Origin of the sequence: Novosphingobium sp. EMRT-2 (assembly GCF_005145025.1) — a bacterium.
Taxonomy (GTDB): Bacteria; Pseudomonadota; Alphaproteobacteria; order Sphingomonadales; family Sphingomonadaceae; genus Novosphingobium.
Genome location: NZ_CP039695.1, coordinates 2,336,308 through 2,361,911, shown reverse-complemented (window position 1 = coordinate 2,361,911; position 25,604 = coordinate 2,336,308). Strand labels below are relative to the sequence as shown.

Genomic DNA, 25,604 nt, shown 5'->3' with positions numbered 1-25,604 from the left:
ATGATGGCGGGACAGCCCGGTTTCTTTGATCTTTCGAACCGGTACGAGGCCTTGAGCGCAGCGGGTGATCCGTTGGAGCGTCTGTCCGGGGTGGTCGACTTTGAGGTTTTCCGGGGGCCATTGATCGCCGCTCTGCGCCGCAGTGTTCGTGGCAAAGGCGGGCGGCCGCCGTTTGACCCGGTGATGATGTTCAAAATTCTGGTGCTGCAGGCGCTCTATTCGCTTTCGGACGAAGCGACGGAATTCCAGATCAAGGATCGCTTGTCGTTCCAGCGCTTCCTGGGCCTTGGGCTCGATGGCACGGTGCCGGATGCAACGACGGTGTGGCTGTTCCGCGAGCGCTTGGTGCAAGCCAAGGCAATCGACAAGCTCTTCGCCCGCTTCGATGCCGCACTGACCGACCGGGGCTATCTCGCCATGGGCGGCCAGATCATCGATGCTACCGTTGTGCCTGCCCCCAAGCAGCGGAACACCGACGAGGAGAAGGCAGCGATCAAGGACGGCCGGATCCCGGAGGCATGGAAGGCAAAGCCAGCCCGGCTCCGTCAGAAGGATCGCGATGCCCGCTGGAGCGTGAAGTACACCAAGGCCAAGGTGAAGGAGGGTGCCGATCCCAAGGCCTTCAAGCCGGTCGATCTCGCCATCCCGATGTTCGGCTACAAGAACCACATCGGCATCGACCGGGCTCACGGGTTGATCCGGACCTGGGATGCCAGTGCCGCCAATGCCCATGACGGCGCCCGGTTGCCTGACCTGATCAGCACGAACAACACCGGTTCGGGCGTCTGGGCTGATACCGCCTACCGGTCGAAGAAAAACGAAACCTTTCTCGAGAGGGGCATGTTCAAGAGCCACATCCACCAGCGCAAACCGAACCGCCGTGCCATGCCCGAGCGTGTCGCCAGAGCCAATGCGAAGCGATCGGCCATCCGCTCGGCAGTCGAACACGTCTTTGCCGGGCAAAAGCACCGCATGGGCCTGATCGTGCGCACCATCGGCATTGCCCGCGCCCGCATCAAGATCGGCATGGCCAACCTTGCCTATAACTTCCAGCGCCTCGCATGGCTTGAGGGGCGTACTGCGCCCGCGTGACCCAAAAACCGGCCCACGCAGCCGGCTCCGCCAAGAAAATAAGCAGATCAGCAACCCAAGCCTGGAGCTCGCCACCCGCTCCTGTGCCATCACATCGCAATTACGCCAAAATCAGACGGTTCTTCGAGGTGTCCAGCTGATGTCGTAGTAGGGATAGCTGGCGTACGTCGGGTCCCTAACCGGGTTCGTGTCGAACAGGTTCACCACGCTCAGCGACCCGCGCAGATGATCGGTGAAATCATACTGCAGCGTGGTGTTGAACAGGTAGCTCGCCTTGATGAAGGCGTCCTGATCGAAATTGGGCAGCTTGCCCAGGCGGCGGCCCTCGACCGTCCACTTCAGCTTCTGGATCGCCCAGGTCAGGCTCGCCGTGCTCTTGTCGCGCGGGATGTCGTAGCCGCTGTCGAAGGCCAGCTTGTTGATCGTGGGATCGCCCGGATACTGGCGGAACGTGTGATCGAACACATGGGTATGCGCCAGCGACAGCGAGAACGTGCCGAAACTGGTCGGCAGGTTGCCGTGGACGGCCACGTCGATGCCCGTGGTCTTCTCGTGCGCGATGTTGATCGGGTTGACCGCCACCGCATCGAGCTCACCGGCGCGCACGCCGCTGGTGAAGCGCTGCACGCGGGCGATCGCGTCAAGGCAGGTCGGCGAATTGACGTCGACGGCCTTGCCCGATGTCGTCTGCCCGATGCGGCAATCCGCCTCGTTGCGCAGCAGCTGGTCGGTGCTGAGGTCCTGCACCTGGTTGGCCATGGAGACGCGGAAGTAGCTGACCGAGACGTCGAACCGGCGCGACGGCGCCCAGACGATGCCCAGATCCAGCGACTTGCTGGTTTCCGGCTTGAGCCGGCGGTTGCCACTGCGCTGCGTGACGATGCCCTCATCAGCATAGGAGCAGTCACCGATATCCTCGTCCGGCTCCTGGGTGCGGCACAGATAATAATCCGTGGCGCTCGGATGGGTATTGCCCGGCCCGGTGAAGACATAGTGCAGATCGGGCGCGCGGAAGCCGGTGCCATACGAAGCGCGCAGCAGCAGCGAGCGCATCGGCCGCAGTTCCGCGCCGGCATTGTAGGTGAACTTGCCGATGCCGTTGCCCGCGAAGGCGAAGTGATCGTAGCGGCCCGCGCCCGAGAGTTCGAGGAAGTGGGTGACCGGCACGCGCAATTCGCCGCCCAGCGCCCAGTGCGTGCGGCTGCCCTTCCCGTCGCTGTCCTTGAGCGCGTAGTAATAGTCGGTCAGCGCCAGCGGATCGGGCTTCAGGTCGTAACCCTGCTTGCCCGCCTCGGCCACAGCGGCAAAGCCCACCGGCCCGGCCGGCAACCGGAACAGCTCGGTGGTGTTGATCGTCGCCGAGAAATTGTTGGTCCAGCTTTTGGGATGATAGACGCTGTAGGCCGTGATGCTGTCGTATTCGGACTGCGTCAGCGGCGTGTAGAGCCGCGCCGGATCGGCATTGAAGATCGGGTAGCCGCTATCCTCGTCGATGCCCTGCTGCTGCCCCAGGAACAGGGCATTGGCCTTCGCCGCGATCACTTGCGGAAACTCGACGCGCGCCTTGTATTCGCTATGGTTGAACGCGGCTTCATAGGTCCACTTGCCGAACTTGCCCTTGATGCCCGGCGTGATGCTGAAGGTCTGCTGGCGGTTGCGCGTCTCGACGCGGTTGAGACCGCCCGATTCCTCAGGGGTGAACTGGCGCGACCAGTCGTCCAGCCGGTTGTCGAAGCTGTTGTAGAAGGTGGTGTCGCTGCTGCCCGAACTGGGCTGGAACGACCATTGCAGCACGTCGCGCACCAGCGAAACCTTGCTGATGCCGAACTGCGCGTCGACGAACAGCTCGGCATTGTCCGACAGCTCGTAACCCGCCGAAGCGTAGCTGTTGAACCCTTCGCGCCGGGAAATGATCGTGCCGTAAGCGACCGAGGTGTTGCTGCCGCAGAAATAGCCAGGCCCGTAGTCTCCCAGCGCGTCGTCATACGCGCCATAACGCGGGCGCGAGGCGTAGTACGTCGAACCCTGGTTGAGGCGGCTGAGCGAGGCGCAGGTCGCCGCGCCGGGATCGACATATTCGTCCGCGTCCGGATCGTAGCGCAGGAACGTGCGCCGGGCGAGCGGCTGCGCGGTCGTGGGGTTGTCCGCCGTGCTGTCCTGAATGCCGCGCTGATACTGCCACAGCGGGCGCTGCAGCAGGTATTCGATGCCGCCGACGATATGGAACCGCCCACTCGACCAGCCGCCCGTGGCGGTGAAGCGGTGCGAATCGCCGCCGCCGTGCTCGGTCACGCCGCGCCGGTAGTCGAGCGTCAGGCCGTCGAGCTTCTTCTTGAGCGTGAAGTTGATGACCCCGGCGATCGCATCCGACCCGTAGATCGCCGAAGCGCTGCCGCTGAGCACTTCGATCCGGTCGATCATGCTGACCGGGATGTTGGAAACGTCGGTGAAGTTGCTGCGGCCCTGGAACGGCAGCGGAAAGTCGGCGATGCGGCGGCCGTTGACCAGCACCAGCGTGTGATTGGGGCCAAGCCCGCGCAAGTCCACCTGCTGCGCGCCGGGGGTGAAGCTGGCGCCGCTGAACGATTGCTGGCTTTGCGTTTCGCCGCCATTCTGCGTCAGCGCGCGCAGGATGTCCGGCACGCTGGCATAGCCGTTAGCGCGGATCGTATCCGAATCGACCACGGTGATCGGCGCCGGGCCTTCGATGTCCAGCCGCGGGATGCGCGATCCGGTGACGGTGATCTCGGGCGCGGTCTCACCCGTGCCCTCGCCGCCCGCGGCCGTCTGTCCAAAGGCCGGCCCGGCCAGAACGGTGAGCGAGCACCCCAATCCCAGCAGGTTGCGGAATACGCGGCGTCCAGTCTGTTTCATGCGGCACCCCTTCACTGCGCAACGGCGTAAACTTCCGGTGCCCCCGCACCTGCCGTTCGATACGTTCCGAACAGAATTGAAAAGAAATGGCAATCACATTGGCTTTCTGGCACATCATATTGTCAGCCAATGCGGCCAAAATGTAACAAGAATGCCCCGATCCGGTTGTTTTCAGGAGTTTCCGGTGCGCCTATCCTCCTTTTCGAGACGTTTCGCGCTCGCCCTGTCGAGCCTGTGCCTGGCCGTGACGGCCTTCGCCACGCCCGCGTTGGCGAAGGCCAAGGGCTACCGCCACTACCAGATCGGCACGCTTGCCAGCGCCACGCCCGGCCCGGTGTCGGGCGGGCTGCTGCTGATGGGCGGCGGAGACCGCAACCACGACGCGATGCACTGGTTCTTCGCCAAGGCGGGGCACGGGCACATCGTCATCCTGCGCGCGTCGCAAGCGGGGCAGGTCGGCAAGGAGTTCTACAAGGACATCGGCGGCATCCAGTCGGCCGAGACGTTTGTGTTCTCCGACCGGGCGGCCTCCAGCGATCCAAAGGTGCTCGACGCGCTGAAGCGGGCGGACGGCATCTTCATCGCGGGCGGCGACCAGTCCAACTACGTGCGCTACTGGCGCGGCACCCCGGTGGGCGAGCTGCTCGACGCGCATGTCGCCGCGGGCAAGCCGCTGGCCGGCACCAGCGCTGGCCTCGCCATGCTGGGCGAGAAGCTCTACGGCGCGATGGACGGCGGCAGCATCACCAGCCCCGAGGCGATGGCCGATCCGTTCGGCCCCGCCAACACCATCGAAAGCGATTTCCTGCACCTCGCCCTGCTGAAAGGCGTGGTCACCGACACCCATTTCAAGGAGCGCGACCGGCTGGGCCGGCTGTTCGCCTTCCTGGCCAAGGCGCAGGCGGATCGCCCTGCCGACGCGCCGGCCCTGATCGGCGTGGGCGTCGACGAAAGCGCCTCGCTGGCGGTGGAGCCGGACGGCACCGCGCGCATCTATGCCACCGCGCCCGACGGCGGCGCCTGGCTGGTCGATGGATCGACGCTGCGCGACCTGCCCCGGCAGGGTCCGCTCAACGCGCCGCGCATCCGCGTGACGGGCATCGATCACCAGTCCGTGCTGCACCTGCCGGGCGGCACGGTTGACCGCCCCTCGTTCGTGCGGAACTATGCGGTGGCCGACGGGAAGATCACGGGCGAGACTCCGGCGCCCTGAAATCCCGGCAGCGGTGGAGGAATATCTCGGCCATGTCGCTGACCCTGCCCGGTCCTTCCGTCTCGCTTGACGATACCGACGAACGGCTGCTGGCGCTGCTGCGCGAGGATGCCCGCCAGAGCATCGCCCATCTGGCCAAAGCGCTGGGCATCTCGCGCGGGCAGATCTATTCGCGACTGTCGCGGCTGGAGGATGCCGGGATCGTGGCAGGCTATACCGTGCGGTTGGGCGCGGCCTTCATCGGCCGCCGCGTGCGCGCGCATATCATGATCAAGACGATGCCCCGCTTCCACCGCGAAGTGGAACAGGCGCTCGGCCGGCTGGCCAGCGTGCAGGCAATCCACGCCATCAGCGGCGAATACGACGTGATCGCCATGCTCGAGACAGAGGATAATGCCCAGCTCAACGAACTGATCGACGATATCGGCCTGCTCGAAGGCGTGGAACGCACGACCACGTCGGTCATCCTGGCGACCAAGCTGGAACGATGATCCGATGCGCCGGAAAGCGTCCTTCCCGGCCGGAAGCGGGGTTGGTCGGGCCACGATCCTTCTGTATCACGACCACCAGCCTGCCCTGCATTCCCGAGGTGTTCCGATGACGCGCGTACCGCTTCTTCCGTTGGCGGGCATCCTGGCCCTGACGGCAGGCACGGCCCACGCGCAGCTGGCGCCGCAATACCGCGCGCTGCTGGACAAGACGATCGAATCGGGCAGCGATGCCGAGATCGACACCGTCGCCAAGTTCCTGAAGAAGACCGATCCGGCCGGCGTGGGCGAAGTGGACGCGGCGGTGGATGCCCACCGCGCGCGGACGGCCGAAGCGCAGAAGGAACGGCTGGCGCAGATGGCGATGTTCCAGGGCTGGAAGGGCGAAGGCCAGTTCGGCGCCTCGCAATCCTCCGGCAATGCCGAGACGGTGGGCCTCAGCGCCGGGCTGGCGCTGAAGCGCGAAGGCCTGCACTGGCGGCTGGGCCTGCGCAGCCAGGTCGATTACCAGCGCACCAACGGACAGACCAGCCGCAACCAGCTGCTGCTGGCGTTCGAGCCCGACTACCGCTTCAACGACCGCCTGTTCCTGTTCGGCCTGACCCAGTACGAGCGCGACCGGTTCGCCGGCTTTTCCACGCGCACCGCCGTTTCGGGGGGCATCGGCTATCGCCTGATCGCGGATTCCGGTTTCACCGTGGACGTGAAGGCCGGCCCTGCCTGGCGCAAGACCCGCTATATCAGCCAGCCGCTCGAAAGCGTCGTCACCGGGCTGGGCGCGGTCAATGCCAAATGGAAGCTTTCGCGCGCGGTCTCGCTGACCGAGGACGCCAGCGCGTTGACCGGCGCGCAGAATACCAATGTCACCTCGCTCACGTCGCTCAGCGCCCGGCTGAACGGCGCCCTTTCCGCGCGCACGTCCTATCAGGTAACTTACAACAGCAACCCGCCCGATACCTACAAGACGCTGGACACGATCACCCGTTTCACGCTGGTTTACGGCTTCTGAGCGCGGGCGGCCGGATCAATCCGGAATACACAGCAGCTTCTCGCGCGAAGTTGCGCCGCGCAACAGCACAACTTTGGAAGCGGCGACGCCCAGCGCCGCCGCGACCAGATCAATCACCGCGCCGGTCGCCTTGCCGTCCTCCGGCTTGGCGCGCACCTTCACCAGCACGCGCCCGTCCGCGATCTCGATACCTTCGCTCTTCGCCCCTGGCGTGACGCGCACCGCCAGCCGCCGTTCGGCATCGGCCAGCGCGCGCAAGGCCGCCGGCGGAGGGAGGTCAACCCTGGGCCGGGCCATCGAGCGCCGCCTTGTGGCGCTGGCCGTTGCGGACATAGTGCGCCACGCCCAGTTGCATGTCCGCCAGCGCCGCTTCGGTCAGATCGCGCATGAACGCGGCGGGGCGGCCGCCCCAGAGCTCGCGCGCGCCGATGCGCTTGCCCGGCGTGAGCATCGCCCCGGCCGCGAGCATCCCGTCGCTTTCGACGTGCGCGCCGTTCATCACGATCGCGCCCAGCCCCACGAAGGCGCGGTCTTCCAGCGTGCAGCCGTGGATCATCGCCATGTGGCCCACCAGCACATCATCGCCGATGATCGTCGGAAAGCCTGCGGGATGGCGCGGATCGGGGCTGTCGCAGTGGATTACCGTACCGTCCTGGATATTGCTGCGAGCGCCGATGCGGATCGTGTTCACGTCCCCCCGCAGCACGCAGTTGTACCAGATCGACGCTTCCGGCCCGATCTCGACATCGCCAATGATCCGGCACCCCGGCGCGATGAACGCGGTTTCGTGGATGCGCGGCACCTTCCCGTCGAGCGGGAGGATCGTCGCATCGGGGTATCGCGCGCGCGGATCGGCGGTCATTTGCATCACACTCCCAGCAGATTGTCCCAGCGGATATGCGGCAGGATCGAGGCATAGTCATCCTGCCAAGGTTCGTCACCCGGCGGCGCGTGTAGCGGCGTCCACGGCAGGTCCGGCCGGTCCGCGGCCAGCCGCTCCAGCCGCGCGCGATCGGGTGCGAGCGCGACCCAGTACGACGGCGTGAACCCGTCGCTATGCCGGCCGCTGTCATCGCGCAGCCACGCCGTCCAGCCCTGCGCGCGGGCGATGCCGGCCACGACGGGCCGCAGATCGAGATAGCGGTTGGAAATGTGCAGGATCAGCACGCCGTCGGGCGCAAGCACGCGGCCATAGACCGCCAGCGCCTCGCGCGTGAGCAGGTGGAGCGGGATCGAATCCGACGAGAACGCGTCCACCACCAACACGTCGAAGCTACCCGGCGGCGTCTTCGCCAGTTCCAGCCGCGCGTCGCCGATCCGGATCGCGGCATCGGGCGCGCAGGAATCGAGGAAGGTGAAGCGGTGCTGCGGCCGCGACAGCGCCACCACCGCCGGATCGATCTCGAAGAAGGTCCAGCGCTGCCCCGGCCGCTTGTAGCAGGCGAGCGTCGCCGTCCCCAGGCCGACCACGCCCACGCGCGCATGATCGCCGGCGGCGGTCAGCGCCAGCGCGACGCCCGAGGTCGGACCATAGTATGACGTCGAGCGCAGCCGGCGCGCGGCGTCGGTATATTGCGTGCCGTGCAGCGTGGTGCCGTGGGTGAGATAGCGTTCGTGCCGGCGCGCGCTTTCGGTGATCGTGTAGATGCCGAAATAGCTGCGCGTGCGGTTGCCCGAGAGGCTGCGGTCGAGCGTTTCCTCGGCTCCGCGCCCCAGCATCATCGCCAGCAGCACCAGCACGAAAGCCCAGCGCCGCGCGAACACGATCACCCCGCAGGCGGCGATCGCCAGCGCGGCCATCAGCACCAGCAGGGCATCGCGCCGCGGATCCAGGCCGCTCATCGACCAGCCCAGCGCGAAGGCGACGATCACCACCAGTAGCACGCCGCCCTGCCGCACGCGCGGGGGAATGTCCTCGATGCCCGACCAGTCGAGCAGCGGCACGCGCGGCAGCAGCGCGGCGGCGGCCAGCACCAGCAGCGGATGTTCCCACACCCAGTCGAACACCAGCGGCGCGATCAGCGCGCAGAACACACCGCCCAGCGCGCCGCCCGCGCTCATGACCAGATAGAAGAAGGTCAGGCGTTCCGGCGCGGGGCGCAGCGCATAGAGCCGGGTGTGGAGCGCCACCGCCACCACGAACAGCAGCGCCACGGCCGCGCCGGCCTGCGCCATGGTGCCCGAAGAGCGCGAGCTGACCGCCATCCCGCCCGCCAGCACCACCACCAGCGGCGCGGCGCGCAGGATCGCGCCCGCCAGCGCGCGATTCTCCGCGAAGGCGATGCTGAAGCTCAGCAGATACAGCCCCAGCGGAATCACCCACAGCAGCGGCATCGCGAAAATGTCGGTGGTGAGGAAGGTGGTGGTCGAGAGCATCAGCCCCGAAGGCACGGCGGCAAGCGCCAGCCACAGCGCCACGCGTCCCGCCGGCACCGAATCGCCCGCCGGCCCACCCACCGGAACCGCCACGCCCGGCGCGCCGGCCGCGCCCCGCCGCACCACGGCGCAGGCCGCGACCAGCGCGATCAGCAGCGCGTAGCCCGCGCTCCAGCCCCAGCCCTGCGCCTTCAGCGGCAGCAGCGGCTCCACCAGCAGCGGATAGCAGATCAGCCCGGCGAAGCTGCCGAGATTGGACGCGGCGTAGAGCGCGTAAGGGTTGCCGGCGGCGGGATCGGCGGCGAACCAGCGCTGCATCAGCGGCGCTTGCGCGGACACGAGGAAGAACACCGGCCCGATCGAGACCGCGAACAGGGCGGGCACCCATAGCGGCTCCCACCCCCGCGCGGGCGGCGGCAGATCGGCCAGGCGCACCGGCAGCGTCATCGCGGCCAGCGCCAGCAGCGCGAGGTGGATCGCGGCCTGCCGGCGGATCGGGAACCGTCCCAGCCAGTGGGCATAGGCATAGCCGCCCAGCAGCAGCGCCTGATAGACCAGCATCGCGCTGTTCCACACGTTCGGCGCCCCGCCCAGGCGCGGCAGCGCGGCGCGCGCCACCATCGGCTGCACCAGGAACAGCAGGAAGCTGCCGACCAGGATGGTGATGACGAAGCGCGTCCGGCTGGCTCGATCCGTCATGGTCCCTCCCGCACGATCAGGGGCGCTGGATGCGGTAGAGAACATGACGGCGCAAGGGGGCGATCACGCGCGACCTGCCTGCCATTGCGCGCGCGTGATCGCATAGACGATGATTCGCCCGCTCACCGGATCGAAATCACCGTTGGCGAAATCCAGGTCGGCGCGGCGCTCCATGCCCAGCCGGCGCATCAGGCCCCAGCTCGCGGCATTGCCCTCAACCGTCAGGGCAACGATATGCGGCGCGCCGAAATGCTCGAACCCGGCGGCCATGGCGGCCTCGGCCGCTTCGCGCGCATAGCCCTGCCCCCAGGCATCCTCGCGCAGGCGCCAGCCGATCTCGAAGTCCCCCAGCGGCCCGCCCGCCTGGTTGCACTTCTTCAACCCGCAGAACCCCAGGATCGCGCCATCGGCCTTGCGCTCCACCGCCCAGAACGTGTGGCCGTGATCGCGCGCGTAGCCCTCCAGCCGCGCCCGCGCCCCGCCCTCGGCCGCACGGTCCAGCACGCCGCCCAGCCAGCGCATGACGGCGGGCGTGTTGGTTCCCGCGAAGAACGGCGGCCAGTCTTCCCCGCGCCAGTCGCGCAGGACAAGCCGGGGCGTTTCGATCCGGAATTCAGCCATTCAGTAGCCGCGCGGCATGGGCGGCGTGGTAGGTCAGCACGCCCGAGCAGCCCGCGCGCTTGAACGCGAGCAGCGTTTCCAGCACCATGGCGTCACGGTCCGCCGCGCCGGCCGCCACCGCCGCCTCGATCATCGCGTATTCGCCCGAGACCTGGTAGGCGAAGACCGGAACGCCGAAGGCTTCCTTCACCCGCACCGCGATGTCGAGGTAGGGCAGGCCAGGCTTGACCATCACCGTGTCCGCGCCTTCGGCCAGATCCATCTCCACCTCGCGCAGCGCTTCCTCGGCGTTGCCGGGGTCCATCTGGTAGGTCTTCTTGTCGCCCTTGAGCAGCCCGCGCGAGCCGACCGCGTCGCGGAACGGGCCATAGAACGCCGAAGCATATTTGGCGGCGTAGGACATGATCTGCACGTTGATGTGCCCGGCATCCTCCAGCGCCTGCCGGATCGCGCCGATGCGCCCGTCCATCATGTCGGACGGGGCGATGATGTCCGCGCCGGCCGCCGCCTGGTTGAGGCTCTGCCCCACCAGCACCTCGACCGTGGCGTCGTTGAGGACATAGCCCTCGCCGTCGATCAGCCCGTCCTGCCCGTGGCTGGTATAGGGATCGAGCGCGACGTCGGTGAGCACGCCGATCGCATCGCCGCAGGCATCCTTGATCGCGCGGGTGGCGCGGCACATCAGGTTGACGGGATTGAGCGCCTCTCCCCCGTCCGCGCTGCGGCGTTCGGGCTGGGTGTAGGGAAACAGCGCCAGGCAGGGAATGCCCAGCGCCACCGCTTCCTTCGCCCGCGCGACGATCCCGTCCACCGACCAGCGCGAAACGCCGGGCAGCGCGCCGATCGGGTCTTCCACGCCGGTGCCTTCGGCCACGAACAGCGGCCAGATCAGGTCGGCCGGCGTCACGAGCACTTCACGGTGCAGCGCGCGGCTCCAGGCGGTGGCGCGGGTGCGGCGCAGGCGGGTCATGGGATAGCTGGTCATGCCAGCCTTCCTAGGACTTTCGCGCGCCGGCGCAATGGGCAGGGTCAGGACGAATTGCCTCACCCGCCTCTAGTGCGCGCGGGAGAGTCCCGGCTTCAGCGCCAGAACCTGCCGCAGCCGGGCCTTGTAGGCGGCGAGCTGGCCGGCATCGACCGCCTGGCGACGGACCACGAAGCGGACCGACATCGGATCGACCGTCTGGCCGTTGCGATAGAGTTCGTAGTGCAGGTGCGGGCCGGTCGAAAGGCCGCTGGAGCCGACATAGCCGATCACCTGCCCGCGCCGGACCTGCATCCCCGGCGAAACCGCGATGCGGCTCATGTGGCCATAGCCGGTGCCGATGCCGCCGCCGTGATCCAGCCGCACGTAATTGCCGTGGCCGCCGTGCCAGCCGGCATAGCTCACCGTGCCATCGGTCACCGCATAGACCGGCGATCCCCAGGCCGCACCGAAGTCGATGCCGGCATGCATCCGGGTGAAGCCCAGGATCGGATGGCGGCGCAGGCCATAGCCCGACGTGATCCGTCCCGCGACCGGTGCGCCGAGCATTGCGGAATCACTCGACTCTCCGCCGGTCATCCCGTCGAGCGAGAGAAAACCGCCGTCCGGCCCCCAGCGCAGCAATTGCACGCGCGGTTTGCCGTCGCGCGTCACCCCGGCATAGATCAGGTCGCCCGGCTGGCTTTGCCCGTCGGCGGTGCGCCGGTCGGTAAAGACAAGGTCGAACTCGTCGGTGGGCGCGATGTCCTCGAACGCAAGATACTGGTCGATCGTGCGCAGGTAATCCTGCACCGTGCTGGGCGGCGCGCCGGCGGCGCGGGCCGAGCGGTAAAGGCTGGTCCCCACGATCCCGCGGATGCGCAGCGGGCTGCTGTCCACCGCGATCGGCATTTTCGCCAGCACCAGCCCGGCGCCTTCGCGGCGGATGGCCAGCGCCAGATCGAAGCGCGGGCGGAAACCGATCGCCTGCAACGGGCGCGGCTCGGACGGTCCGGCGCGCGGCCCCAGCGTGATGTCGAAACGCGTGCCCGGCGCGATCGCCGCCGTCCCGGCCGCATCGGCCACCAGCGCGGTGACCCGGTCGGCATCGCCCGTGGCCACGCCCGCGCGTTGCAGCATGCGGCCCAGCGTGTCGCTTTCGCCCAGAGTCGCGGCAAGCTGGATCACGGGGCGTTCAGGGGCCGAATCGAGGCGGATGACCGCCTCGGTAGCGGCGAAATGGCGGCCATTGCCCGCGCCGGCGGCGAACGGGCGGATCGCCTGCGCGCGGAATTCGGCGCGCGCGGTATCGTCGAGCGTGACCAGCGGCGCGGCAGAAAGCGGGGCAAAGCTGGGCCAGAACAGCAGCGCGGCGCAGGCCAGCCCCAGCATCGTGCCCAGCCCGCGAAACCAGCGGGCGCTGCCGATGTCCTCGGCCAGATCGGGCGTCAGGTCATGCGCGCGGGTCCAGCGCTCCACGCGCCGGCACAGATCGTTCCAGCGCCGGGCAAGGCCCGGAAAAAGCGGAGGCGACGGCGGGCGAGACGGAACCGGGCGAGGCGCGGCGGACGGCTGCTCGGGAACGGGCGCCGCTATGGTCGCGGGCGGGACAGGCGCAAGCGGGCGCGCGCGGCCGAACACCACGTTCCCCGACCCTGCCAGTCCCTCGCGCGGACCGAACACTCCGGCTGCTCCTTTCCTGCGCCCGGCCGCGATCAATCCGCCGGGAAAGTTCGCCTCAGCCCTGCACCTTCAAGGTAAAGACCGCGTTAAACTCTCGTCGGGCGCGGGTCATTGTTGGCGGATTATCTGGCAGGACAGGGATACCGGTTGCGGAACAGGTCGGCCACGGCCGTCGCCACCGTGGTCTGGCCGCGCGCGCCGACCGGGTAGGTCCGCATCTGGCCGATCACGTCGTCGCTGTTGAACGGTGCGCGGCCCGTGGGCGGGCAACTGCTGGGCCGGCCGGCGGCCTGTTCGCCGCGCAGGCGCGCGCGATAGGCCTGCGCGGCCCCGGTCACTTCGCCCTTGAGCAGCGAATAGTCCGACGACATCAGCGCCAGCGGCCCCTTCGCGCGCAACGCATCGGCCTTGGACAGAAACGTGGCGACGGTCATGTCGCCGGGCGCGGCCGTCGCCGGCATGGCAAGGCACAGCAGGCTGGCTGCGGCGGCAATGGCGATACGCTTCATGGCTCCCGTCCCTTCGTTGTGCGGCCGCCTCATCGGGTTCGGCGCAAATCGTCGGCGCGGACGGTAGTCACTCGCGCGCGACTTGGCTATTCCTTCACGCAACGACGGGGGCAGCATGAACGAGAAAGTGCCGGCAAGCGCGGCGGGCGATGGCCATACGCACGAAACCGCGTGCCTGAACTGCGGAACCACGCTGATCGGCAGCCATTGCCACGCCTGCGGGCAGGCGGCGCATGTCCACCGCACGCTGGGCGCTTTCTTTCACGATCTGCTGCACGGCGTGTTCCATTTCGAGGGCAGGATCTGGCGCACGCTGCCGATGCTGGCGTGGCGGCCGGGCGACCTCACCCGCCGCTATGTCGCGGGCGAGCGCGCGCGCTTCGTCTCGCCGCTGGCGCTGTTCCTGTTCGCCGTGTTCCTGATGTTCGCGGTGATGAAGCAGACCGCAGGCGACGTCACGCCACAAACGAAGATCGAAGCCGACGGCAAGGCGCAGATCGTCGGCGACAACGAGATCAACGCCGTTTCCAGCGACATTCCGGCGATCGACCACGTCCTGCAGAAGTTCAAGGCCAACCCCGGCCTCGCGCTCTACAAGGTGCAGACGTACGCCTACAAGTACAGCTGGCTGCTGATCCCGATCTCGGTGCCGTTCGTGTGGCTGCTGTTTCCGTTCAGCCGGCGCTTCCACCTCTACGACCACACCGTGTTCGTGACTTATTCGATCAGTTTCATGACCATGCTGGCCACGGTGCTGATGCTGGCCAGCCTTGCGCATCTGCCGGGCATCGCGATCGTGGCGGCGTTGGCGCCGCCGCTCCACCTCTACCGGCAGGTGCGCGGGGCCTATGGCGTTTCGCGCTTCGGCGCGCTTTGGCGCACGCTGGCGCTCGGCATCGTCGCCTTCACCGCGCTGGTGCTGTTTGCCCTGTTCGTCCTGGCCGAAACCGGCGCCTGAGCCTTTCCGGCCAGCGCGCCGGGCGTCAGCAATCCAGCACGTAAGGCCCGATTCCGCGCGCTTCCAGCGCGGCATGGGCATCGGCCGCGCGCTCCAGCGGGAACCGCCCGCCGATCGCCAGCGGCAGCGCGCCCGATGCCATGGCATCGAACAGCGCGGCCGATGCCGTGACCAGCTTCTCGCGCGTGCCGACATAGGCCCAGAGGAACGGCCGCGTCAGCGAAAGCGACTTCGCGCCCAGCCGGGAAATATCGAGCGGCGGGATAGTGCCCGAGGCCTGCCCGTAATTGACCAGATGCCCGCGCGTCGCCAGCACCGCCAGCGATCCGTCGAAGGTATCCTTGCCCACCGCGTCATAGGCCACTTCCACGCCCGCGCCGCCGGTCAGTTCCATGACGCGCGCGACCACGTCCTCCTCGCGATAGCGGATCACCGCGTCGCACCCGGCGGCCTGCGCCAGCGCAACCTTCTCCGCCGATCCGGCGGTGCCGATCACAGTTGCGCCGCGCAACTTCGCCATGCGCGCGACAAGCTGGCCCACGCCGCCGCCCGCCGCCTGCACCAGCACGTTCGCGCCGGGCGAGACGGGATGGACATCGGCGACCAGCGCGTGCGCGGTCAGGCCCTTCAGATACCACGCCGCCGCCACGGCATCGTCAACGCCGGCGGGCACGGGCACCGCCAGCGCGGCATCGACCACGCGGGCGCGGGCATAGCCGCCGTACTTACGCTCGATATAGGCCACGCGGTCGCCGGGCGCGAAACCGATCACGCCCTCGCCCATGGCCTCCACCACGCCCACGCCTTCCAGCCCCGGAACCCCCGGCAGCGCCAGCGTGCGGTACGATCCCGAACGGACGTAGATGTCGTGAAAATTCACGCCGGCGGCGGTCTGCCGGACCAGCAGTTCACCCGGACCGGGTGGCGGCAGCGGCACGTCCTCCAGCACCATGGCCTCCGGCCCGCCATAGGCACGGATGACGATCGCTTGGGTGGTCTGGGTCATGGCAGGGGCCTCAAGAGGGGGAAAGGGCGGACCGGATCAAGCGAATTTCGCGCGCCCCTTCACGCCCCCTGCGGCTGTGCCCCCGCACCGCCGCCCGAGAAGCGGCGACCCGCGCGCGGCACGGCCGAGCCCTGCGACGCGACCGGGCGATAGCTGCCGGCGGGCGCATCGGGCCGGTCGATCTTGCCGGTGTCGAGCAGCACCTTGATCTCGTCACCGGTCAGCGTCTCGTATTCGAGCAGCGCGTTGGCGAGCAGGTGGAGCTTTTCCTCGTTGGCCTTGAGAATATCGACCGCGCGGGCATGTGCGCCATCCACCAGACCACGAATTTCGCTGTCGATCAGCTTGTTGGTCTCGTCCGACATCATCGTGCGCTGCGTGCCGCCCATGCCGAGATAGCCTTCCTGGCTGTCTTCGTACTGCAGCGGCCCCAGCTTGTCGGACATGCCCCACTTGGTGACCATGCTGCGCGCCAGCGACGTGGCGTACTGGATGTCCGACGAGGCACCCGAGGAGACCTTGTCGTAGCCGAAGATGATCTCCTCGGCCACGCGCCCGCCCATCGAGACCGAGAGGTTCGCGTGCATCTTGTCGCGGTGGTACGAGTACGAATCGCGCTCGGGCAGGCGCATGACCATGCCGAGGGCACGGCCGCGCGGGATGATCGTGGCCTTGTGGATCGGGTCGCTGGCCGGCTCGTTGACCGAGACGATGGCGTGGCCGGCCTCGTGATAGGCGGTCATCTTCTTCTCGTCGTCGGTCATGACCATGCTGCGGCGCTCGGCGCCCATCATGACCTTGTCCTTGGCGTCCTCGAATTCCTGCATGGCGACCAGGCGCTTGTTGCGCCGCGCGGCCAGCAGCGCCGCCTCGTTGACGAGGTTGGCGAGGTCCGCGCCCGAGAAGCCGGGCGTGCCGCGCGCGATCACGCGGGCGTTGACGTCGGGCGCCAGCGGCACCTTCTTCATGTGAACGGAGAGGATCTTCTCGCGGCCCTCAATATCGGGGATCGGCACCACCACCTGCCGGTCGAAACGGCCGGGGCGCAGCAGCGCCGGATCGAGCACGTCGGGCCGGTTGGTGGCGGCGATGATGATGATGCCCTCGTTGGCCTCGAACCCGTCCATCTCGACCAGAAGCTGGTTCAGCGTCTGCTCGCGCTCGTCGTTCGAATTGCCGAGACCATGGCCGCGATGGCGGCCGACCGCGTCGATTTCGTCGATGAAGACGATGCACGGCGCGTTCTTCTTGGCCTGTTCGAACATGTCGCGCACGCGGCTGGCGCCGACGCCGACGAACATCTCGACGAAATCCGAGCCCGAAATAGTGAAGAACGGCACGCCCGCCTCGCCCGCGATCGCGCGGGCCAGCAGGGTCTTGCCGGTGCCGGGCGAGCCGACCAGCAGCGCACCCTTGGGAATCTGGCCGCCGAGCTTGGAAAAGCGGCTGGGATCGCGCAGGAACTCGACGATTTCCTGCAGTTCCTCGCGCGCTTCGTCGATGCCGGCCACGTCATCGAAGGTGACCCGGCCCGAACGCTCGGTCAGCATCTTGGCCTTCGACTTGCCGAAGCCCATCGCGCCCGATCCGCCGCCTTTCTGCACCTGGCGCAGCGCGAAGAACGCCACGCCCAGGATCAGCAGGAACGGCAGCGACTGGGCCAGGATATAGAGCAGCAGGTTGGGTTCTTCCTGCGCCTTGCCGGCGTATTGCACGCCGTTGTCCTGCAGCAGCTTGGGCAGGTCGTTGTCGCCCGGAACCGGGATGGTCGCGAACTGCTGGTCGTTCTTGAGCGTGCCGGTGATGCGGTCCTGCCCGATCTGCACCTCGCGCACCGCGCCTTCGGCCACCCGCGCGCGGAAATCGGAATAGCGGATCAGCGTGCCGCCGCTGTCGGTACGCGCGCCGAACATCGACACCACGAGCAGGAGCGCCAGGAAAATGCCGCCCCAGACAAGGAGGCTCTTGATCCACGGATTACCCTGCGGCTGGTCGTCGTTCATCGCAATGCCTTCGAAAGGGCGGACTCGTCCCGCCCGCGCTCCCATCAATGTAGGAGCGCGAGGGTGAATAGCAATATAACCGAAAGTGCGAAATTCCGGTAGCCGCCGGCCCGCCCTTCGGCCCCCGGCTTACTGCGACGGCTGCAGCTTGGTGTTCAGCACCCAGCCGACGTTGTCGTTCTCGTCGGCCACTTCCCACCACAGGCCCTGCTTGTTGCCGGTGGGGAACACGATCGCGCCGGGGGGAAGCGTGCGGACCACCGCGCCGCCCGCCGCCGGCGTGCGCCGCATCGTGACCGGGGCGAACGCGGTGAAGCTGCGCGTCGGCGCGGCCTCGGCCGTTCCCGCGGAACCCGCCTGGACGCCGCCCAGTTCGGTCACCAGCTTGCTGTAGGCATCGATGAACGCCAGCGTGACGATCCGGCCGATGTCGGTGTTGTCGTAGCCCCCACCGACCACGCCCGCGCCCACGCCGCCGAAGAAGCCACCGCCGGCGCCGAAGCTGATGTCGTTCTTCGCAGCATAGCCTTCGACCGTGGCGATGGTTTCGGTGGTGCGGACATTGGTGACCGACAGCACCGTGTTGGCTTCCAGCTTGCGGCTCTTGATCCCGCCCAGCAAGCCGCCGACCGCGCCGCCGAACAGGCCGCCGACCGCACCGGCCGCGCCGCTCCCCTGCGAATTGCGGTTGGCGCCCTGCACTTCGGCGACCAGCACGTAGTCCGCCGCACGAATCTGATTCTGGCCGACGTTCGACCCGCGCTGGTGGCCCAGGTTGGCGCCGATGTCGCGCTCGCGCTGCGCCGCGCTCAAGCCGGTGCCGCGATCGACCAGGTTGAAGCAGCCCGAACGCTGCACGATCACTTTCAGCAGCTTCTGCGGCGGCGCCAGATTGTACTGCGTCCAGCCATAGGGATCATCGCCGTCGACAATCGAGATCGTGCCCAGCTTGCGCACGCAATGCGGCACGTCGTTCGCCGCCTGGCGCTGAAGCTGCTCGGCATTGGAAGGCTTGGCCTGCTTCGGCTCGGCATAGGCAGGCGTCGTCAGCAACGACAGCAGGACAACGGACGGAATAAGCTTGTTCATCGAAGGCCCCCGAATCGGAAATCGCGACATGGCCGGTTCATGGACGAAGCAGACCAGCCGATGCTGTGACGCAGATTACTCTCCGAACCGCCGGAAAGGCAATTCTCGTTGCCGGAGAGCTATTTGTCGCCGCCGCGATGGGGCGCGGCGCGGGTGAAGCGCCAATCCATCTCGTGGCCGGCCGCTCCCCGGCCTTCGCCCCTTACGCCGGCCAGCGTGGCAATGCCGCCCGCCGCCAGCGCATCGTGCCAGCGCGCCAGTTCCGGTCCGCGCGGCCGCCCCGCGCCCAGTTCGGCGACGATCCGTTCCAGCACGCGCAACGCCACCGCGCGCGGGACGGCGATCGTCCAGACCAGTCCGTCCGCATCCCGCCGCGCGGTGGCGAAGGCGCGTGCCGCCATCCAGTCGATCGCCGCATCGGCATCGGCCAGATGCGCCATGCTGTCGATCAGCCCGTCGATCTCCAGCCCTCCGCCCGAGGCCAGGGCTTCGCGCACGCGCACGCGCTCGAAGCGGGGATCGCGGTTCGAGGGATCATCGGCGGGCGCGATTCCGGCCCCGGCGACCAGCGCGGCAAGCTCCGCCCGGCGCCAGCCGAGCAGGGGCCGCAGCAGGGGCAGATCGGGATGGCCGGGCACCGCGGCACGGGCGCGCATCCCGGCCAGGCCGCGCACGCCCGCCCCCCGGTTCAGCCGCATGACGAAAGTTTCGGCCTGATCGTCGGCATGGTGCGCGGTAACCAGCGCGCCCAGCCGCTCGGCCCGCAGCCAGTCGCCCAGCGCGGCGTAGCGCGCCGCCCGCGCCCGCGCCTGCACCCCCGCGCCGCCGGGCAGCGCCAGCGTTATCGTATGATGCGCCACGCCGCGTTCGCGGCACAGTCGGGCGACCATTTCGGCTTCCCCCGCGCTTTCGGCGCGCAGGCTGTGATCGACGGTGGCGACCGCGAAACGCCCCGGCAGCACCGCAGCGGCCAGCAGCATCAGGGCAAGGCTGTCCGGCCCGCCCGAAACCGCGAGCCCGACGGGCGTCGCTTCGGGCCAGAGCCGTTCCCAGTCGCCCGAAAAGCGGGTCAGCGCCGCGTCAATCGCACTTCACCCCCCGCGTGGCGGCTTCGTACTGCGTCTTGAGCCGGCCTTCGACATCCTGCGGATAGGTCGCGCGGAATTCCTGGAACGCGCCGCAGGCCCGCTTGGTATCCTTGATCCGCGTCATCGCCACGCCCAGGTAGAGCAGGCTGTCGGACGCGCGATCACCCTTCTTGTCGGCCAGGTAGTTCTGCAGGAAGAACTGCGCCGCCGTGCCCGGCTTGCCATCGTCCAGCCACGCGCGCCCGAGCAGGTTGCGGGCATAGCTGATGCGTTTGTGGCGCGGATACTGGTCCACCACCTTCTGCAGCTGCTGCGCCGCTTCCGGATAGAACTTCGCTTCCCACAGGCGATAGCCGTAGAGGTATTCGTCCTCGCCGGCATCGTTGGACTTGGGCTTTTCGATCGCGCGCACCGCCGCGACCCGATCGGCCGACGGAGCTGCCGGCGTCGGGGTTGCCGAAGCGGCAGGCGCGAGGGCCGGTTTGGCGGCGGGCTTTGTCGTCACCGGCGGGAGGGTAACAGCGCCCGCCGGCGTTGCCGGCGTCGATGCCGCCGCTTCGGGTGCCGGGCTGGGCGCGGGAGCCGGCTCCAGCGCGGTCAGGCGCGCTTCCAGCTTGCCCAGCCGGTTCTGGTTTTCCTCGGTCTGCGCGGTCAGGCGCTGCAACTGCTGCTCCACCGCGTCCATGCGGCTGAGCAAGTCCGTCACCGCGCCGGCAGCGGGCGTGCCGACGGCCGCAGGGGCGGGCGCGGCGGCGGCGGTGATTTCCGGCGCGAAGGTCTTGCCGGCGCCATCGGGGAACACCTTGCGCTGCACCGCGCGCAGCTCCGTCTCGACGCGCTTCAGGCGGTTCTCGACGGTTTCTTGCGCCTGCGCGACGGCAAGGCTCGGCGCCACGGCGGCCATCGCGAGCAAGGCCAGCGCCACCAGCGAACCACGGCTGCGGAACTTCGTCTTCATCGTCACTCCCGTCTGTCCGCCCGGCCCCGTGCCGGGAAAATGCGCGCGTCACGCGCAACAACCCCCTGCGGATGGCGTCACGCCGCCAGAACGCGGCCCGCCGTTCCCGCGTGTTGCCTCAGGCCGCTCTCGAAGTCGAGCGGGTCCGCGCAATCAAGGGGTGGGTAACGCCGCCGGAGGCGCGGCAGCGGCGGCCGGCGTTTCGGCCGGCGCGATCGCGGCGGGCGCCGCGCGCTCCGCCTGGCCATTGCCCGTCGCAGGGCGCGGCGGCGATGCCTGGAGCCGGGCTTGGGTCGGGGCCTGGGGCTGCTGCGCACCCGGCGGCGGCGCAGCGCGGGCCAGCAGCGCGGCCGCCGATACCGGCACATCCTTCACGATGCGTTGCGTATCGGCGATGCGGGGCACCGGTTGACCAGCCACGGTAATCGCCAGCGCATCAGGCCGCGCGGTCCACAGCCGGGGCTCCTGCACCCCGGCGGGCACGGTCCAGCTTTCGCCCTTGGCCAGCTGCTTCTGGAGCAGCTGCACGCCCGCGCCATCGTAGAACTTGACCCAGATGCCATCGTCCAGCGCGGTAAACACGACCGGGCCGGAGGCTGCGGGCGCGGCCGCCGCCGGGGCGGACGGGGCCGGAGCCACCGGTGAAGCTTCGGGAGACGGCCCGACCAGCGGGGGCAGTTCCGCCGCGGGCCAGTACGAGCTGCGCCAGAACACCAGCCCCAGCGCGATCACGATCAGCACCAGAACGCCGGCCAGCCAGCTCAGCAGGCGCGACGGGGTCTTGGCCGGATCGCCCACCTCGAACTGGTGAATCTCGCGGGGCGGGGCGGTCGGCTCCTGCCGGTCCAGCTCGGCGCGCAGATCGGCGAGGATCGTCTTGTCGTCCAGCCCCACGGCGCGGGCATAGCTGCGCGCGAAACCCAGGGCATAGGGACGGCCGGACAGGGCTGCGTAGTCGCCGGCTTCCAGCGATTCGACATGGCGCGTGGTGATGCGCGTTCGCGTGGAAAGATCGGCGACGCTCAGCCCGGCGGCTTCGCGCGCCGCGCGCAGCCGTGCACCGACCGTCCTGTTGCCCGTCGCATCGGCGGCCATCGTTTCCCCCGCCTTCGAGGGCGCGGCATTCGCTTCGGCATCCGTGCCGACAAATTCGTTACCGTCGGCTTCGGCCACGGTGCGACTCCCAGTTTTTGCAGGCACGTTTATGCAGGGTTATCCCAATGCGCAGGGCTTCGTTGCAATTGCGCGAAAGTCAACGGTTTTGCGTCACATTGCGGCAGTTCTGGAGACGAATCCCTCCAGTTCAGTTCTATTCGCAATCGATTCCCCGCGCGGCGGCCCATTCCTGCAGCGCGGCGCGCATCGACGGCGGCGGCGCGGCCAGCCAGCCGTCCATCGCGGCCCGGATTTCGGCGGTATCGATCTGGCGCACCAGTTCCTTGATCGGCCCGACCGCCGCCGGGGTGATCGACAGCCGGTCGATGCCCAGGCCCAGCAGGGCCAGCGCTTCCAGCCGCCGGCCGCCCATTTCGCCGCACACCGTCACCAGCGTGCCATGCGGCGCGACGGTGGTGACCACGCGGCGCAGGAAGCGCAGGATCGCGGGGCTCAACCAGTCGTAGCGTTCGGCCAGCTTGGGATTGGCGCGGTCGGCCGCGAACAGGAATTGCGTGAGATCGTTGGTGCCGATCGACAGGAACGCCAGGCGTGGCGCCAGCACGTCCAGGCACTCGGCCAGCGCCGGCACTTCCAGCATCGCGCCATAGCGCACTGCTTCGGGGACAATTTTCTTCTGCCGGCGCAGGAAGGCGATCTGGCCATCGAACACCGCCTTGGCCGCATCAAACTCCCACGGCTCGGTAACCATCGGGAACATGACGTTGAGCGTGCGCCCCGCCGCCGCTTCCAGCAGCGCGCGCGCCTGCACCTTGAGCAGCCCGTCCCGCTCCAGCGCGACGCGCAGCGCGCGCCAGCCCATCGCGGGGTTTTCCTCGCTCTCGCCATCGTTGTGCCGCAGATAGGGCAGCACCTTGTCGCCGCCGATATCGACCGTGCGGAACACCACCGGGCGATCGCCGGCCGCGTCCAGCACATCGCGGTAGAGCCGCGTCTGCCGTTCGCGCGCGGGCAGCGTGGCGGAAACGAGGAACTGGAATTCGGTGCGGAACAGGCCGATTCCGTCCGCCCCGGTCAGGCTGAGCATCGGCGTGTCATCGCGCAGGCCGGCGTTGATCATCACCGTGATCCGCTGGCCGTCGCGCGTCACCGGCTCCAGATCGCGCATCGCGGCATAGGCCTGCTGGCGCTCGCGGTTGCGGGCGAAGCGCCCCTCGAACGCCTCGACCATCGCCGGCGTGGGCCGCACGTCGATCACGCCCTGGTCGGCATCGAGCAGCAGCGGATCGCCTTCGCGCACCATGCCGCGCATGCCCCGGACGCGGCCGATCACCGGCACGCCCATCGCCCGCGCCACGATCACCACGTGCGCGGTGAGCGAACCTTCCTCCAGGATCACGCCCTTCAGGCGCCGCCGGTCGTATTCCAGCAGTTCGGCGGGGCCGAGATTGCGCGCGATCAGGATCGTGTCCCCGCGCAACCCGTGCGACGCCGCCGTGCCCAGCTGGCCCGACACGATGCGCAGCAAGCGGTTGGACAGATCCTCCAGATCGTGCATCCGGTCCGCCAGCAGCGCGTCGTCGATCTGGCGCATCCGCATCCGCGTGCGCTGCTGCACGCGCTCGATCGCGGCCTCGGCGGTCAGGCCGGAATCGATCGCCTCGTTGATGCGACGGCTCCAGCCCTCGTCGTAGGCGAACATCTTGTAGGTCTCGAGCACTTCCTCGTGCTCTCCGCCCACGCCGAATTCGGCCTGCTGGGCCATGCGCTCGATCTGCTCGCGCATCTTGTCGAACGCCAGATAGACGCGCTGCCGCTCGGCCTCGATGTCTTCGGCGACGATATGTTCGATGGTGACGCGCGGCTGGTGGAACACCGCCATGCCCGCCCCCAGCCCCTTGACCAGCGTCAGCCCCTTGAGCCGTTCCGGGCCGGTGAGGTGCGCGGGCACGCCCAGCGTTTCCTCCTCGTCGATCAGTTCGGCATTGGCGATCAGTTCCGACAGCACCATGGCCACGGTTTGCAAGGCCTCGATCTCGACTTCCTCGTAACGGCGCGGGTCGACGTGCTGAACACCCAGCACCCCCACCGCCCGTTCGCGCCGCACGATCGGCACGCCGGCGAAGGAATGGAACTTTTCCTCGCCCGTCTCGGGGCGGAAGGCGAAGTCCGGATGGGCTGCCGCTTCGGCAAGGTTCAGCGTCTCCGACCGCTCGGCGATCGTGCCGACCAGGCCTTCGCCCACCGCCAGCCGGGTGACGTGGACGGCCGACTGGTTCAGCCCGCGCGTCGCGAACAGTTCGAGCATCCCCTCGCGCAGAAGATAGATCGAACAGACCTCGCTGTTCAGGCTTTCGCCGATGACCTCGACGACCTGGTTGAGTTTGGCCTGCGCGCCGGCGCGCGAGGCCATGACCTCGTGAAGCGATGTCAGGATAGCGCGGGCGGCGGCAACGGCGGACTGCATGGCCATGGCCTAGCGCAGCACGGCCGGTTTGGAAACGTCGACCGCCGCCGGTTTAGCATAATTCGTATGCGACGGGATAAGGGAGCGGGCGTCTGCCGCTCCTCCAAGCGAAAGGCCGCCCCTTTCGAGGGCGGCCGGCGCTTGGCGTCAGTGGATTTGCGCGATCTCTTCCTTGATCCGCAACTTTCGCCTCTTGAGGTCCTGCAGGAGGGTATCATCAGGCACCGGACGGGCCATTTCCTGCTCGATCTGGCGTTCCAGACCGGCGTGTTTCGTCCGCAATGCGCTGATATGCGACGTTTCCATGCGTTTGTCCTCCTTGCGGGGCCTATCCCCGCACGTGGCTTCCTGCTGGCGGGCGTTTCCCGCTATTGTCGTGTCCCGCGGGACACCCCGCCGGTGATACAATCGCCGACTCTGCGGCGGCTGCGTTGTCATGCTTTCACATTCCCCGTATCTTGCAAGTTAATCCGCGCCGGGATGCTGCGAATACGGGATCGACCGTACGTCGCGGGAAAGGAACCACCCGCCGCGCCACGGAGTGTTAGGGCGTGACCGAAGAGGAAATGCGCAAGCGGCTGGAAGCGTTGCGTCTGGAGCACCGCGATCTTGACGCGGCGATCGATGCGCTGACCAACGCCGGGGTGCGCGACCAGTTGCAGATCGCCCGGCTGAAGAAGCGCAAATTGTTGCTGCGCGATCAGATCGCCATTCTCGAAGACTATCTGATCCCCGACATTATAGCCTGAAAAACAAGGCCCTGCGCCGGGGGAGCGGTGCCGCTCCCGTTCGCGCGCCTGTGCCGGAACGATACAGAACCATCTTTGAACAGGTCCTTCGCCAAGGCCCTGTTGGCGAGTGCCGGCGCGGCGGATTATGCGGGCTTCATGCCGCTCATGCCCAGCATTCATCCGCGCATCGTCGAAGCGCTCTACAGCGAGGCCCTCGTCCTCGCCGATGTGCTGCGCGAACGCTTCGAAAGGCTGCGCAACGATGCCTCGGCCACCGAGGACGAGTTGCTGCGCGTGCAGTTTTCCTGCGAGGCGCTGCGCACGACGACGCGCGTGATGCATTGCCTGGCCTGGCTGCTCAACCATCGCGCCTATTTCGCGGGCGAGCTTTCCGAGCTGCAACTGCGCCGTCACGGCCGGCTGATCGCCAACTATCCCGCCAGTGATCCGGCCGCGCTGGACATGCTGCCCGCCGACGCGCGCCTGCTGGTCCATGAAAGCGAGCGGCTGTACGAGCGGATTACCCGGCTCGAACGGGCATGGCGGAGCGAGGACGGGCGGAATGGGGGCGGGCAGAACGTCAGCGTCATCGACCGCCTGCGGGAACGCCTGGACGAACGGTTCGCCGGAACCGCCGGCTGACGCCCCCTCCCCCCCCCC

General features: G+C 68.2%; 23 protein-coding genes. 7 read left to right on the top strand and 16 right to left on the bottom strand.

Translation table 11 applies throughout. The features are described 5' to 3' along the window. Nucleotides 1–3: 3 nt before the first annotated feature. Nucleotides 4–1,092, top strand: a complete 1,089-nt coding sequence (locus FA702_RS11640) for an IS5 family transposase (RefSeq protein ID WP_136957250.1) — start codon at nucleotides 4–6, stop codon at nucleotides 1,090–1,092. Nucleotides 1,093–1,203: 111 nt separating this feature from the next. On the opposite strand, the gene FA702_RS11635 is transcribed toward FA702_RS11640, so the two are convergent. Continuing rightward, on the bottom strand, nucleotides 1,204–3,966 hold the full coding sequence (locus tag FA702_RS11635) for a TonB-dependent siderophore receptor (protein WP_136956274.1): 2,763 nt from the start codon (nucleotides 3,964–3,966) through the stop codon (nucleotides 1,204–1,206). A 184-nt stretch (nucleotides 3,967–4,150) separates the two neighbouring features. Between FA702_RS11635 and FA702_RS11630 the strand changes: the two genes are divergently transcribed. The 3 genes from FA702_RS11630 (at nucleotide 4,151) to FA702_RS11620 (ending at nucleotide 6,676) form a co-directional block, all read left to right on the top strand. Beyond that, the gene (locus tag FA702_RS11630) at nucleotides 4,151–5,179 is read left to right on the top strand and encodes a cyanophycinase (protein WP_255504548.1); all 1,029 of its coding nucleotides are present in this window, start codon (nucleotides 4,151–4,153) and stop codon (nucleotides 5,177–5,179) included. A gap of 32 nt (nucleotides 5,180–5,211) precedes the next feature. After that, nucleotides 5,212–5,670, top strand: a complete 459-nt coding sequence (locus FA702_RS11625; RefSeq protein ID WP_136956272.1) for an Lrp/AsnC family transcriptional regulator — start codon at nucleotides 5,212–5,214, stop codon at nucleotides 5,668–5,670. A gap of 106 nt (nucleotides 5,671–5,776) precedes the next feature. After that, on the top strand, nucleotides 5,777–6,676 hold the full coding sequence (locus FA702_RS11620; RefSeq protein WP_168196054.1) for a YdiY family protein: 900 nt from the start codon (nucleotides 5,777–5,779) through the stop codon (nucleotides 6,674–6,676). A gap of 15 nt (nucleotides 6,677–6,691) precedes the next feature. On the opposite strand, the gene FA702_RS11615 is transcribed toward FA702_RS11620, so the two are convergent. The 7 genes from FA702_RS11615 to FA702_RS11585 all read right to left on the bottom strand — a co-directional run bounded on the left by FA702_RS11615 (nucleotide 6,692) and on the right by FA702_RS11585 (nucleotide 13,528). After that, the gene (locus tag FA702_RS11615; protein ID WP_136956270.1) at nucleotides 6,692–6,973 is read right to left on the bottom strand and encodes a DUF167 domain-containing protein; all 282 of its coding nucleotides are present in this window, start codon (nucleotides 6,971–6,973) and stop codon (nucleotides 6,692–6,694) included. Continuing rightward, nucleotides 6,954–7,538 (bottom strand): gamma carbonic anhydrase family protein, encoded by a 585-nt coding sequence (locus tag FA702_RS11610; RefSeq protein ID WP_136956269.1) that lies wholly within the window; start codon nucleotides 7,536–7,538, stop codon nucleotides 6,954–6,956. The genes FA702_RS11615 and FA702_RS11610 overlap by 20 nt, the downstream gene beginning before the upstream one ends. A 5-nt stretch (nucleotides 7,539–7,543) precedes the next feature. Further along, entirely contained in the window at nucleotides 7,544–9,751 is a 2,208-nt protein-coding gene (locus tag FA702_RS11605) for a spermidine synthase (protein ID WP_136956268.1), read from the bottom strand. Nucleotides 9,752–9,814: 63 nt separating this feature from the next. Next, on the bottom strand, nucleotides 9,815–10,372 hold the full coding sequence (locus tag FA702_RS11600; protein ID WP_136956267.1) for a GNAT family N-acetyltransferase: 558 nt from the start codon (nucleotides 10,370–10,372) through the stop codon (nucleotides 9,815–9,817). After that, nucleotides 10,365–11,357, bottom strand: a complete 993-nt coding sequence (hemB, locus tag FA702_RS11595; protein ID WP_136956266.1) for a porphobilinogen synthase — start codon at nucleotides 11,355–11,357, stop codon at nucleotides 10,365–10,367. Before hemB ends, FA702_RS11600 begins: the two co-directional genes overlap by 8 nt. Before the next feature lie 69 nt (nucleotides 11,358–11,426). Further along, complete coding sequence (locus FA702_RS11590) at nucleotides 11,427–13,019, bottom strand: M23 family metallopeptidase (RefSeq protein ID WP_255504547.1); 1,593 nt, start codon at nucleotides 13,017–13,019, stop codon at nucleotides 11,427–11,429. A gap of 122 nt (nucleotides 13,020–13,141) precedes the next feature. Further along, nucleotides 13,142–13,528 (bottom strand): hypothetical protein, encoded by a 387-nt coding sequence (locus FA702_RS11585; protein ID WP_136956265.1) that lies wholly within the window; start codon nucleotides 13,526–13,528, stop codon nucleotides 13,142–13,144. A gap of 115 nt (nucleotides 13,529–13,643) precedes the next feature. Here FA702_RS11585 and FA702_RS11580 point away from each other — a divergent pair, with 115 nt between their 5' ends. Then, nucleotides 13,644–14,486 carry a DUF3667 domain-containing protein gene (locus FA702_RS11580; protein ID WP_136956264.1) on the top strand — a complete coding sequence of 281 codons (843 nt, stop codon included), beginning with the start codon at nucleotides 13,644–13,646 and terminating at the stop codon, nucleotides 14,484–14,486. Nucleotides 14,487–14,511: 25 nt separating this feature from the next. Here the strand turns inward: FA702_RS11580 and FA702_RS11575 are convergent, their stop codons facing one another. From FA702_RS11575 to FA702_RS11540, 8 genes are all read right to left on the bottom strand, one after another. Continuing rightward, a complete protein-coding gene (locus FA702_RS11575; RefSeq protein WP_136956263.1) occupies nucleotides 14,512–15,492 on the bottom strand; it encodes a quinone oxidoreductase in 981 nt (326 codons plus the stop codon). Between the two features lie 59 nt (nucleotides 15,493–15,551). Then, nucleotides 15,552–17,495 (bottom strand): ATP-dependent zinc metalloprotease FtsH, encoded by a 1,944-nt coding sequence (ftsH, locus tag FA702_RS11570; RefSeq protein ID WP_136956262.1) that lies wholly within the window; start codon nucleotides 17,493–17,495, stop codon nucleotides 15,552–15,554. Between the two features lie 129 nt (nucleotides 17,496–17,624). Beyond that, nucleotides 17,625–18,584, bottom strand: coding sequence for an SH3 domain-containing protein (locus tag FA702_RS11565; protein WP_136956261.1), 960 nt, complete (start codon nucleotides 18,582–18,584; stop codon nucleotides 17,625–17,627). Nucleotides 18,585–18,703: 119 nt separating this feature from the next. Then, nucleotides 18,704–19,564: a tRNA lysidine(34) synthetase TilS gene (tilS, locus tag FA702_RS11560; RefSeq protein ID WP_255504546.1), complete on the bottom strand. Its 861-nt coding sequence runs from the start codon at nucleotides 19,562–19,564 to the stop codon at nucleotides 18,704–18,706. Nucleotides 19,565–19,664: 100 nt separating this feature from the next. Next, nucleotides 19,665–20,630: a tol-pal system YbgF family protein gene (locus FA702_RS11555; RefSeq protein WP_136956259.1), complete on the bottom strand. Its 966-nt coding sequence runs from the start codon at nucleotides 20,628–20,630 to the stop codon at nucleotides 19,665–19,667. Nucleotides 20,631–20,783: 153 nt separating this feature from the next. Then, nucleotides 20,784–21,803: a helix-turn-helix domain-containing protein gene (locus FA702_RS11550; protein WP_255504545.1), complete on the bottom strand. Its 1,020-nt coding sequence runs from the start codon at nucleotides 21,801–21,803 to the stop codon at nucleotides 20,784–20,786. A 136-nt stretch (nucleotides 21,804–21,939) separates the two neighbouring features. Continuing rightward, entirely contained in the window at nucleotides 21,940–24,219 is a 2,280-nt protein-coding gene (gene ptsP, locus FA702_RS11545; RefSeq protein ID WP_136956258.1) for a phosphoenolpyruvate--protein phosphotransferase, read from the bottom strand. Nucleotides 24,220–24,360: 141 nt separating this feature from the next. After that, a complete protein-coding gene (locus FA702_RS11540; RefSeq protein WP_124810339.1) occupies nucleotides 24,361–24,519 on the bottom strand; it encodes a YdcH family protein in 159 nt (52 codons plus the stop codon). Nucleotides 24,520–24,764: 245 nt separating this feature from the next. Here FA702_RS11540 and FA702_RS11535 point away from each other — a divergent pair, with 245 nt between their 5' ends. Next, nucleotides 24,765–24,962, top strand: coding sequence for a YdcH family protein (locus FA702_RS11535; protein ID WP_124810340.1), 198 nt, complete (start codon nucleotides 24,765–24,767; stop codon nucleotides 24,960–24,962). Nucleotides 24,963–25,037: 75 nt separating this feature from the next. Next, on the top strand, nucleotides 25,038–25,586 hold the full coding sequence (locus FA702_RS11530) for a DUF1465 family protein (protein WP_233497406.1): 549 nt from the start codon (nucleotides 25,038–25,040) through the stop codon (nucleotides 25,584–25,586). Nucleotides 25,587–25,604 lie beyond the last annotated feature (18 nt).